9 protein-coding genes and 1 tRNA gene are annotated in these 12305 nt (G+C 31.7%); 6 read left to right on the forward strand and 4 right to left on the reverse strand.

The window, feature by feature from the left end; genetic code table 11:
• Positions 1-17 precede the first annotated feature (17 nt).
• From DBX24_RS01355 to DBX24_RS01370, 4 genes are read left to right on the forward strand one after another with little or no spacing between them, the layout of a single operon-like run.
• Positions 18-1538: a vitamin K epoxide reductase family protein gene (locus DBX24_RS01355; RefSeq protein WP_160223742.1), complete on the forward strand. Its 1521-nt coding sequence runs from the start codon at positions 18-20 to the stop codon at positions 1536-1538.
• Complete coding sequence (locus DBX24_RS01360; RefSeq protein ID WP_160223743.1) at positions 1528-3732, forward strand: peptidase domain-containing ABC transporter; 2205 nt, start codon at positions 1528-1530, stop codon at positions 3730-3732. The genes DBX24_RS01355 and DBX24_RS01360 overlap by 11 nt, the downstream gene beginning before the upstream one ends.
• Positions 3722-5026, forward strand: coding sequence for an HlyD family secretion protein (locus tag DBX24_RS01365; RefSeq protein WP_160223744.1), 1305 nt, complete (start codon positions 3722-3724; stop codon positions 5024-5026). Before DBX24_RS01360 ends, DBX24_RS01365 begins: the two co-directional genes overlap by 11 nt.
• Before the next feature lie 3 nt (positions 5027-5029).
• On the forward strand, positions 5030-6364 hold the full coding sequence (locus tag DBX24_RS01370) for a TolC family protein (RefSeq protein WP_160223745.1): 1335 nt from the start codon (positions 5030-5032) through the stop codon (positions 6362-6364).
• A gap of 80 nt (positions 6365-6444) precedes the next feature.
• Here the strand turns inward: DBX24_RS01370 and DBX24_RS01375 are convergent, their stop codons facing one another.
• Together DBX24_RS01375 and DBX24_RS01380 are read right to left on the reverse strand one after the other, a co-directional pair.
• A complete protein-coding gene (locus tag DBX24_RS01375) occupies positions 6445-7611 on the reverse strand; it encodes a phage tail-like protein (protein ID WP_160223746.1) in 1167 nt (388 codons plus the stop codon).
• Positions 7612-7943: 332 nt separating this feature from the next.
• Positions 7944-8028, reverse strand: a tRNA-Ser gene (locus tag DBX24_RS01380).
• 311 nt (positions 8029-8339) lie between these two features.
• On the opposite strand from DBX24_RS01380, the gene DBX24_RS01385 reads away from it, so the two are divergent.
• Both DBX24_RS01385 and DBX24_RS01390 read left to right on the forward strand, forming a co-directional pair.
• Complete coding sequence (locus DBX24_RS01385; protein WP_120488707.1) at positions 8340-8996, forward strand: carbonic anhydrase; 657 nt, start codon at positions 8340-8342, stop codon at positions 8994-8996.
• Positions 8997-9123: 127 nt separating this feature from the next.
• Positions 9124-10200: a 3-oxoacyl-ACP synthase III family protein gene (locus tag DBX24_RS01390; RefSeq protein ID WP_120488706.1), complete on the forward strand. Its 1077-nt coding sequence runs from the start codon at positions 9124-9126 to the stop codon at positions 10198-10200.
• An 84-nt stretch (positions 10201-10284) separates the two neighbouring features.
• On the opposite strand, the gene DBX24_RS01395 is transcribed toward DBX24_RS01390, so the two are convergent.
• Positions 10285-10950 carry a head GIN domain-containing protein gene (locus DBX24_RS01395; protein WP_160223747.1) on the reverse strand — a complete coding sequence of 222 codons (666 nt, stop codon included), beginning with the start codon at positions 10948-10950 and terminating at the stop codon, positions 10285-10287.
• 111 nt (positions 10951-11061) lie between these two features.
• On the reverse strand, positions 11062-11994 hold the full coding sequence (locus DBX24_RS01400; RefSeq protein WP_160223748.1) for a pseudouridine synthase: 933 nt from the start codon (positions 11992-11994) through the stop codon (positions 11062-11064).
• Positions 11995-12305: the final 311 nt, after the last annotated feature.

A 12305-nucleotide genomic window follows, 5' to 3' on the forward strand; every position in this document is an offset into this window, starting at 1 on the left:
AATTTTACAGTATAAACATGTCTACTTTTTTATTCTATGAATTAATCAGATTAAATAATTATCAAATAAAAAAAGAAGATTTTGATAATGAATTTATGTCTCACCCTGACTATCCAAGTTTATCTGCGGTAAAAGATACTTTGGATAAATTTGATATAGAAAATATCATTGCGGAATTTAATAATTCTCATTTCAATAAATTGCCCAATACTTTCATTTCTTCATTAAAAGAAAATTCAGAGTTAATATTAGTAAAGAAAAAAGAAAGTAGTGTATTGATTACTAATAATTTCCAACATAAAAAGGAAATAGATATAAGTATTTTTTTAGAGAATTGGTCTGGACTAGTAATTGCGGTTGAAAAACAAAAATCAACATCAAAAATTAATATAGATATTGACAATATTATTAAAAAATCATTTATCATTGTCATAACCCTAATATTATATTTTTTTTATCTAAATTTTGATAGATATGAATTCTTGTATGCATTCATATCTCTTATAGGATTGTGCTATTGTATAGAAATATATAAAACACAACACGAAATAAATTCAAAATTTATAGATAAAATTTGTAGTAGTAAGAAAGAAAATTCTTGTCAGATGGTAATGCAAGAAGATAGAATTAATATCTTTGGATTAAAGCTATCTGATATGGCTTTATTATATTTCCTAACAACTACAATATTTTCATTATTCCTAAATAAAACTCAATTTATAATAATTTTATTATCTTCTTTAAGTATAATTAGTGTCATATATTCCATCTATATTCAATTCTTTAAAATCAGAAAAACATGTAAAATATGTTTAATATTAATTGGAATAATATTGAGTAACTCATTAATATGCTTTTTGCATTTTGAATTCAGATTTTCCACTAGGGTATTCCTTCTGTGCCTTATTTACTTTTTCATTATTACTCCTCTATATATCTATGTGAATAAAATTATTAATATTAATAAGAAATTAAATCATGATAATCTAATAAATACTAGGTTTAAGCGAAATTATGATATTTTTAAACGAGAACTATTTTCTTCAAAACAAGTTAATTTTAAATATAAAGATTTATTTTTTATTGGAAAAAAGGAGTCAAAAATTCATATTACATTAATCTTAAACTTAGAATGTTTTTTTTGTAAAGAAGCCTTTTATATATTAAAAGATATTTATTTATCAAATAGGGAATATATTTCACTTCAAATAAGGTTTAATTTTTTCAATAAACCAAAGTTACCTGAAATAGGAAACTTTATAAAACATCTAATATATGCGTATAATAAAGGTGAAAATGAGTTTTTTAGTACTTTTGATAAATGGTATATTCAAAAATACCATTTTTCAAAGGAAGAAAGTTTAATAAATGACTTTATGGAAATTGAAGATATATCAAAAGAAAATATATCAGAAAAACTTAATGATAGTCCTATGCTTCTAATTAATGGATACCTTTTTTCACAAAAATATCAAATTGAAGATATATATTATTTTATAGAAGAAATAATCAAAGAGTATTATAATAATGATAAATAATAAATTTCCATCTTATATCCAGCCTGATAACAAAGACTGTGGTCCTACTTGTATAAAAATAATTGCAAAATATTATGGAGTAGTTTTACCGTTACAATATATTAGAGATTTATCAGAAACAGATAGAGAAGGAACTTCTTTATTTGGATTAAGCGAAGCAGCAGAAAAAATAGGATTTAGAAGTTTAGGTGTCAATATTGACTTTAATACTCTCAAAAATGAAGTGCCATTACCTTGTATTGTTCATTGGGATAGTGCTCATTTTGTTGTTGTTTATAAAATAAATAAACAAAATAGGGTTTATATTTCTGACCCAAATTATGGGTTAATAGATTATACAAAGGAAGATTTTATAAAACATTGGATAGGAGCAGATAATATAAACGAAAACTCAAAAGATGGAATCGCTTTATTATTAGAAACAACGCCTAATTTATATGAGCGTGAAAATACAAATGAAAGAGACAATAAAAATAATTTTTATTTTTTAACTAAATATATTACAAAGTATAATAAACTCATCATACAACTTTTCGTCGGTCTGTTTATAGGTAGTTTATTAAATATGACATTTCCTTTTCTTACACAAAGTATAGTAGATATAGGAATACACAATCAAGATTTAAACTTCATATATCTTATTCTTTTAGCACAAATAATGCTATTTTTAGGAAAAACTAGTATAGAAGTGATTAGAAGTTGGATTCTATTACATATTTCTTCTAGAATAAATATTTCTATTATTTCAGATTTTTTTATTAAACTAATGAATCTCCCAATTAATTTTTTTGATACAAGATTAACAGGGGATATAATGCAAAGAATTAACGACCATACAAGGATAGAACAACTACTTACAAGTACCTCATTAAATACCCTATTTTCAATAGTAAATCTATTAACATTTAGTATTATTTTATTATTTTATAATTATAAGATATTTATTATTTATCTTATAGGAGGACTTATATATATTATATGGATATTATTCTTTTTAAAAAAAAGGAAAGAATTAGACTATAAAAAGTTTTCACAAGTTTCAAATGAACAAAGCAAAGTAATTGAACTTATCAATGGAATGCAAGAAATAAAAATGAATAATGCTGAAAGGCAAAAAAGATGGGATTGGGAATATTTACAGATAAGATTATTTAAACTAAAAATTAAATCTCTTTCATTAGAACAAATACAATCTGTAGGAGGTAATTTTATCAATCAAATAAAAGATATTTTTATAAGTTTCTTTTCTTCTCAACTGGTATTAAATGGAGATTTAACACTAGGAATGATGCTTTCTGTTCAATATATTATAGGTCAACTAAATAATCCTTTATTACAAGTAATAGATTTTATTAAACAATATCAAGATGCAAAAATATCACTAGAAAGATTAAATGAAATTCATAATAAAGATGATGAAGAGTATCACGATAAAGAATATATATCTGAAATACCAGAAGGTGACCTTAATTTGAAAAATATTTCTTTTAGATATAATGGTTCTGATAATTATATTTTTGAAAATCTTAACATCAATATTCCCTATAAAAAAACAACTGCTATTGTTGGAACTAGTGGAAGTGGAAAAACAACAATTTTAAAATTACTTTCTCGTTTTTATGAGCCTAATTCTGGAGAAGTAAAGGTAGGGAATATCAATATCAGTAATATCTCTATAAAACTTTGGAGAAAAAAATGTGGAGTTGTTATGCAAGAGGGATATATATTTAATGATACAATCGCAAAAAATATTGCAATAGGAGAAGAAACTATAAATAAAGAAAGATTAAGAAATTCTGTTAAAATAGCTAACATTAAAGATTTTATTGAGGAATTAACTTTAAGTTATAATACAAAGATAGGTAATGAAGGTATAGGAATTAGTGGAGGACAGAAACAAAGGTTACTTATAGCACGAGCAATTTATAAATCACCTGATTATATATTCCTTGATGAAGCAACTAGTGCATTAGATGCAAATAATGAGAACCTAATTATGAATAACTTAGAGCAATTGTTTAAAGATAAAACTGTTGTTATTATTGCTCATCGATTATCAACTGTAAAAAATGCGGATAAAATTATTGTTTTGAATAAAGGAAAAATTGTAGAAGAGGGGAATCATACAGAATTAGTAGCTAAAAAAGGAGAATATTACAGATTAATTAAAAACCAGTTAGAACTTGGAAACTAAAAAAGATATATTAAATAATACTGAACTTCGCTCAGAAAATGTTCAGGATATCCTTAATAAACCTCCTCATTGGATGATACAATGGGGAAACACATTAATTTTAATTATATTTATCATAATAATCTTTATGAGTTACATTATTAAATATCCTGAATTTATTAATGCTCCTATTATCATATCTTCACAAAATCCCCCTGAAAAAATAGAGGCTCGTATTAGTTCCAAAATTGAAAAAATACTAATCCAAGACCAACAAAAAGTTCAAAAAGGAGATATTCTTATCGTTCTACAATCTACCGCCAACTATCAAGATATTTTGGCATTAAAAGATATTGTAAATTCTGTAAATACGAATGATATAGTTAATTTTCCACTATCTAAAACATCTCAATTTCGATTAGGAGAATTACAAGGAGACTATAATAATTTTGCAAAAGTCCTTACAGATGAAATTCTTTTTACAAATCTAAAACCTTACGCTCCTGATGATATTGCTATAAGCCAAAACATCAATGAAAATAAAAATCAACTAAATATACTCAAACAACAACTAAATTTGGAGAATGCTAAATATTCCCTCACAAAGAAAAATTACGAAAGAGCATCCACTCTTTTTGAACAGGGTGTCATTTCCAAAATGGAGTTTGAAAATGAGAGGTTAAAATTTTTACAGGCTCAACAGAGTATAGAAGGTGTTAAAATGTCTATATCTCAACTGGAAGACGGAGCAAAAAACTTACAAAAAAGTAAAAAAAATGTTAATATAAATTCTATAAAGGACAGAACTAATTATTCCACTCAATCATTATATCTTTTAGAACAATTAAGGAAATCCATTACTCAATGGGAACAGAATTATCTTCTTACTTCTTCCACCGATGGTATTGTTAGTTTTCAAAATTTTTTAGGAATTAATCAGCATATTTCGGCTGGAGAAAATATTATTTCCATAATGCCTAACGAAAAAGAAGGAATAATTGGTAGAATGAATATTCCTTCAACTAATTCAGGAAAAATAGCAATAGGTAACAAAGTTCTTGTTAAATTAGACAACTATCGCTATCAAGAATTCGGCATTATAGAAGGACAAGTGAAAAATATATCCCTTACTCCTGATAAAGATGGAAATTACTATGCCTATATTATTCTCCCAAAAGGATTGAAAACATCTTATAATAAAGATATTATTTTTGATAAGGAAATGAAAGGTAGTGCTGATATAGTAACGCAAGATTTAAGGCTTATTGAAAGATTTTTATACCAAATAAGAAAATTGTTAGGCTATCAAACTTAATTTATGAAAAAATATATTGTTTTCGGTATTTTATGTCTTCCATTGGTTTCTTTTTCTCAAAAGAAATGGACACTCCAAGAAGCCATTGATTATGCTACGAAAAATAATTTGCAGATTATTGATAAAGAAATTTCACTCAAAATAGAGGAAAATAATTTACAAATAACAAAAAACGAACGATTGCCTTCCGTTGCTGGAAATATGAGCAACCAATTACGATTTGGGCAAACACAAGGTTTTCAAGGAGGAATTGGGCGTAATGACAATTTCAACAATGACCTTAATGTATCTGCCAATATCTTGCTTTACAATGGTGGAAGACTACAAAAACAAGCCATTAAAAAAGGCTACGATGTAGAAATTGCCCAGCATAATGTCGCACTTTTGAAAGAGAATATTGCTTTGCAAATTATTCAGCAATATTTATCGGTTCTTTTGCAAAAAGAAATCGTAAAAATTTATGAAAGTTCGGTGGAAAATGCCCAAAAAGGCTATCAAAGAGCCAAAATTACCACCGAAGTAGGGACAACTGCTCAAACGACTTTGGCAGAAGCCCAATCGGCACTTGCCAAAGAAAATCAAAATCTCAATCAGTCCAAAATAGAAGTTCAAAAAGCATTATTCATGCTTTCTCAAACTTTACAACTTAATGATTATCATAGTTTTGATATAGAATATTGGTCACCCAGTGAGGAACTTCCTACTAATCTTCATTCATTGGAAAGTGTATTGACACAGATACGAGAAAAACATCCGTTAATTTTATCAGCACAAAGTCAAGTCAAATCGGCAGAAGCCCAAACAGAAGTGGTAAAAACCGCATTTTTGCCAAGTATTAGTTTGAGTGCTGGGCTGGGGAGTTTTTATTATAATTCGTTGGTTACAGACATTACAGGAGTGGATAATTTGGGAAATATCATCAAAGAAAAAGCCTTGTTTGACCAATATAAAACGAATTTTTATCAGCAAGTGGGAGTATCTGTAAATATTCCAATATTCAATAAAGGGAATACTAAATTGCAGGTAGAACAAGCCAAAATCAATGAAGTAATGGCTAAAAATCAATTAAAAATACAGGAGCAACAATTATTGCAACAAATCCAAAAAGTGTTTTTTGATATGGAAAGCCATTACCAAACTTACCTTTCTGCCCAAGAAACCGAGAAAAGCACTCAATTAGCGTTGGATTTTGCTCAAAAAAGTTATGAAGCAGGAAGAACAAGTATCTATGATTTACATATTGCAAGAAATAATTATGTAAGTGCTAAAAGTTCAACCATACAAGCCAAGTATAATTATATTTTTAGTCAAAAAATTTTGGATTTTTATAGAAAGTAGTTATTATCCAAATATTGATATATAATCAAAAAAGAGGGAGAAAATCTCCCTCTTTTTTAACACAAATGAAAAAACACACTTTACCAAAGCGACCGCCAAGATGTTCCATCATAGGCGAAATAGGTATTTAGTTGAGTATTAAAATATAAATCTCCTTTCTTTGCAGTATTAGGTTCTGTATCCGCAAACTTCATTGTAATATAAGTCTCCCATTCATTTCCGTTATGATAGTTTAACTTTCCGTTTAGGTCTGAAGCGTGAAACCCTTTACTTGCGTTCGGAATATTAGCAGAATTTAGTTCTTGGGCATTATACTTAAATGCTCCGCTTTTGTATCGTTCAAATAAGTTTGTCCGATGATATACTCCTGTGCTAATAAAACCTGTTCCACCTCCTACACTTTCTATTAAATCTCGTTTATCAAAACTCGTTTTTGAATAGGGCGTAGGAGAAAAATTATATGTCCCTCGTGAATGTTCGGCGAAAGAATTCGCAATCGTGCTATTCCCCTGTGCGTGAGAACTTGTCCCATCTGCAATCGTATTATATCCTTCCGAATGAGAAGCCCAGCCACTTGCAGTGGTTACTTGACCCTCTGCGTGAGAGGCAAAGTTAGTGGCTTTTGTTCCTATTCCTCCAGCATAAGAATATCCCCCTGTGGCAAATGCCCTTTCTCCGTGAGCAAAAGAATAACCGCCACTTGCTATGGTATGTGTTCCAATAGCAAATGAGGCTCTACCTGTTGCCCCGTATTGTTCTCCTGTTCTACTTGTTGGGACTTGTGATAGAGAAAAATCTACTGCATACTCTCCAATAGTATCATAATTATGAGGATTATTCAACCTATAAGGGAGTCCCCAGCCGTATCTGTTCGTATTGGTTTCAATACGCACAAGTTCACCATCTTTACCTTTCAATGGTCTCCAAGTCATTCCATTCCAATAGTAGTATCCTTGTGTTCTGATAAACTGATTTTGATGATTGTAAATTCCCTCAGAATTAGTTGCATCAGTAATGTAAATCAATGCTCCTGTCTGATGATGATTATAATTTGTTTTTGCTGTAATTTGAGAAAAGGTAATTTTAGGAGGAATAAAGCCATCTATGACTTCTGTATCGTTAGGGCTACCTTTAACTTCCAATGTCGCATTGGGAGTTTCTGTATTGATACCTACTCTTCCGCTATAATCTTGCGAAAAACCTAATGTCGTTCCTAATAATGCAAATAATGTTATTTTATGTTTCATTAGAATATTTTTTTGGCAAAAATGTCTATTTCATCATATAATCACAAGGCTTTGTATTTTTGTTAGGCTATTTTATATTCTTTTAGACTATTTTATACTATTGCTACAAAATGATGGATTATTCTTTTCTATTTTTCTGCAACTTTATAATAAAAAATGTGTGTATGGTTCAGAATTAAAAAATGATGATTAGAATAGATATTATACCAAATTAAAGTAGAGTAGATATATTGGCTGGTATTATTAGAAAATAAAAACGGGGACTTTGATAATATCAAAGTCCCCGTTTTAGTCCCTTGTATCTATAACTAATTGATTTATAGATGATATTGCGGAGAGAGAGGGATTCGAACCCCCGGAGGTGTTACCCTCAACGGTTTTCAAGACCGCCGCAATCGACCACTCTGCCATCTCTCCAGAAACGCTTAGTTTTCCGTTTTTCGTGGTGCAAATGTAATCGGTTTTAGTATATCTGGCAAGTTTATTTTTTCAATTTGTTCAGTATTTTTATAAACACGCATATAATCATAAACTTAAATTTCACAAGAGAAGTTTATTTTAATTAAATCAACAGAAAGAAAGATACTTTTAATTGATAATTATACTCTATTATCAGAAAAAAGAAAATCATATTCATTGTACAACTTCATTTATCCGACGAACAATACTATTATAAATTTAATATTAATTTTATTTTTTCTCATATTTGTCCCAACTAAAATAGAGGTATGGATAGCTACGCAACAATATTTGAGAACAATAAAAAGTGGGTAGAAAAAAAGCTCAGTGAGGATAAAGATTTTTTCAAAAAACTCAATAAAAATCAACAACCGGATTTCCTGTACATCGGTTGCTCAGATAGTAGAGTTACAGCCGAAGAATTGATGGGCTTAGGACCTGGAGAAGTATTTGTACACAGGAATATCGGGAATGTAATAAATACTCTCGATATGAGCTCTACCGCTGTAATTCAATATGCCGTAGAACACCTTCAAGTAAAACATATTATTGTCTGTGGGCATTATAACTGCGGTGGAGTAAAGTCTGCTATGACAGCAAAAGATTACGGGCTACTCAACCCCTGGCTCAGAACCATACGAGATGTATATAGACTGCATCAGGAGGAGCTCGATGCCATCACAACTGAAAAGCAAAAATACAGACGACTTGTAGAGCTTAATGTACAGGAACAATGCATCAATGTCATTAAAATGGCTTGCGTACAGGAAAGTTACCTCGAACATAAATATCCTATAGTGCACGGCTGGGTCTTTGATTTAAAATCTGGAAAACTCATAGATTTGGATATCAACTTTGAAAAAATCTTAAAAGACATTCAAAAAATTTACAACCTCACAGGCACAGATTGGTTCAAATATCATTAAATCTCCATATCTGAAAATAATTTCATCACCTTATCCATCCACCTGATGATATTTAAAATATAGCCCATCTATACTCTAATCATTAGATTTTATTCTTACATTTGTGGTCTTAAAATTTTTAAACTCTATGCCAAGTACGGTTATTATAGGTTCTGGAAGATATATTCCCCAAAACATTATTAGCGGAAAAGATTTCTATTCATCTGAATTCTATGATGAGAATGGACAGAAAATCGAGAAAACTAATGAAGAAATTGTAAGCAAATTCATTGAGATTACAGAAATTGCCAACAGGCGCTATGTAGATTCTGACCAGCTCAATTCAGATATCGCAGCAAAGGCATCGGAGCTGGCAATACAAGATGCAGGTATAGACAAGGAATCTTTGGATTACATCATCAGTGCGACCAATTTTGGAGATATAGACGAGAATCATCAGCAGAGTTTTATGCCTTCACTTTCGGCATTGGTAAAGCATAAGCTGGGCATTAGAAATCCAAAATGTGTAAATTACGATATGATTTTCGGATGCCCAGGCTGGGTAGAAGGGATGATATTAGCCAATGTTTTAATAAAAAGCGGAAGAGCAAAGAATATACTGGTCGTAGGTTCGGAGACTTTAAGCCGTGCAACAGACCCTTACGATAGAGATAAAATGATTTTTGCCGATGGAGCAGGCGCCGTAGTGGTAAGTGCTTCCGATGAGGAGGGCGTAGGGATTATTGCCGATAATACCCAATGCTTCAATGAAGAGGAAATAGACTACCTGAAAAATGGCTGCTCACTGAACCCTAATACCGACCAGAATCAACGATTCGTACGAATGAAAGGCAGAAAAATCTATGAATTTGCCCTTAAAAATGTTCCAGTAGCAATTAAAGATACGATTGATAAAGCGGGTCTAAGCCTTACCGATATTGATAAAATCCTCATCCACCAAGCGAATGCTAAAATGGATCACGCGATTATTTCAAGGCTTCATAAGCTCTATAATATAAAGGAGTATTCTGATGATTTAACTCCGATGACCGTTCACGAATACGGAAATACATCCGTCGCGTGTATCCCTACGATGTATGACCTTATTATAAAAGGTGAATTCAGTGGGCATAGTTTTAAAGACGGCTCAAATATCGTCCTTACTTCTGTGGGAGCGGGTATGAATATCAATGCCATCGTGTATAGATTCCCCACAAAAAAATAAACAAAGGAAATTTAAATTTTTTCATATATATTAAAAAGAGCGACTGAAGTATTTCAGTAGCTCTTTTGTTTTTTTATTTAATACTTATTTAAAGCTAATGCTTCCGCCTACAAATTTCTTTGTATCTCGGTTCTTCGGGTTACCATAAACTTCTATTGTGCCACCAGCCCTCGTCGTTGCTTTCACCGATTTTTCGGCATATACATAGGCTTCTCCACCTGCATTTGCCGTAACGGAGACATTATCCCCATCCATATTTTTGCCATTAAACACCGCACCAGAATTCACCACAATGCTCTGGGTATTTGCTTTTCCTTGTAGGCTTAATGTTCCTCCCGAATTGCCTTTTACATCAAGTACACTGGAATTAATTTTCAACTCAATCTTTGAGCCTTCATTTGCGGTAAGTTTTAGCATTTCTGACTTCAAGGTATCATCTGACAAGATAATTGCCCCTTGGCTCGCTTGAATAGCATTCAAATCATCGTAGAAGACCTTTACTCTCACTTTGCTTCCTTGCAGGAGTTTTAGGGTTTTCATTCGGATTTTCAGTTCGCCGTTTTTATTAACCACTTCCACATCTCCGTTATCATCTCCATAGATTTCTACTTTCCCTTGTCTGGATTTCACCAAATCTACCTTTATCCCGTCATACGCCTTTAATGATGAAAACTCTCCTACCATACGGGTGTCCTGAGCAAAGTTCCAAAGGCTCGCAAGCCCTAATAATACTGCAAATAATTTTTTCATTGTTATTCTATTTTCAAATGCTATGGGGCGTATCAATAAATATTCCGAGCAGAGGGTTTTAAGGATTTTTTAACTTAGAAAAAGAAAAAAACTGCCTCTCGGCAGCTCGTTTTATAACATTTTAAGGTTATTTACTTCTAATTCGGTGAGGATTCTCCAATGCCCTCGCTTGATGTTTTTCTTGGTAAGCCCGGCAAACATTACCCTGTCGAGCGACTCTACCTCATAGCCCATCTTCTGGAAAATTCGCCTCACTACGCGGTTCCAACCGATATGGATTTCTATCCCCACCTCGTTTCTCGGCTTACCCTCTATGAAGGAGATATGATCCACCACTGCAACGCCTTCTTCCAATCGTACGCCCTTAGCGATGGTCTGCAAATCCTCGCTCGAGAGCTTCCTGTCTAAAACGATATGATAAATCTTCTTAATATTAAAGGACGGATGCGTCAGTTTCTTGGTCATATGCCCATCATTGGTGAGGAGGATAACGCCCGTTGTGCTTCGGTCCAGCCGCCCAACGGGGAAGAGGCGATAAGGCGAGGCGTTTGCCACCAAATCCATCACCGTTTTCCTTGCTTTCTCATCTTTCGTGGTTGATATATAGCCTCTTGGCTTGTTGAGCAATACATATACGCTCTTCTCTGGCGTTATCGGTTGCCCATCAAAATACACTCTATCGCTCTTCTGCACTTGGTATCCCATCTCGGTTACTACCGCTCCATTTACCTCTACCAAGCCTTGCTCTATCAGTTTATCTGCCTCTCTCCTACTGCATATTCCAGAGTTTGCGATGTATTTATTCAGCCTGATGGTATCCTTATGCAGGTCTTTATCAATCTTTGCGAGCTTTCTTTTTTGTACAAAAGATTTTACCTTCTCTGGGTCATCACTAAATCTACTGAAAGGTTTTTTCTTAAATTTCAAGTCTCCTTTTTCGTATTTTTTTCGGGTATCAAAGGAGTTAGGCTTCCTTCCGCCCCTTGTATCTCCGTCTTTGTTTAATCTCGGTCTCCCTGATTTTCCAGAACCTCGTCCATTCATAATTTGAAAATTTCCTGCAAAAATACAATTAAGTTTCCACACCTTAGCAGATGAGGCATTTTATTTCTAATTGACTGCCATGCTGCAGATGAATCTCTCAACTGAGAACTATAGATTTTTAGCAAAAAATAAAAATGTTGCACAAATATTTCCTATGATAATTCAAATATATACCCGTAAAAAATATAGTATAAGAATAGATACAAAAAAAATTAATAGCAATACAAAGGTTTTTGACCCATTTTTTAATACTATTAGTAGATATTAAAATGATTAAAAACTGAACAAGCATTAGAAAAATATAAATGACA

Origin of the sequence: Bergeyella cardium (assembly GCF_009914665.1) — a bacterium.
GTDB lineage: Bacteria > Bacteroidota > Bacteroidia > Flavobacteriales > Weeksellaceae > Bergeyella_A > Bergeyella_A cardium.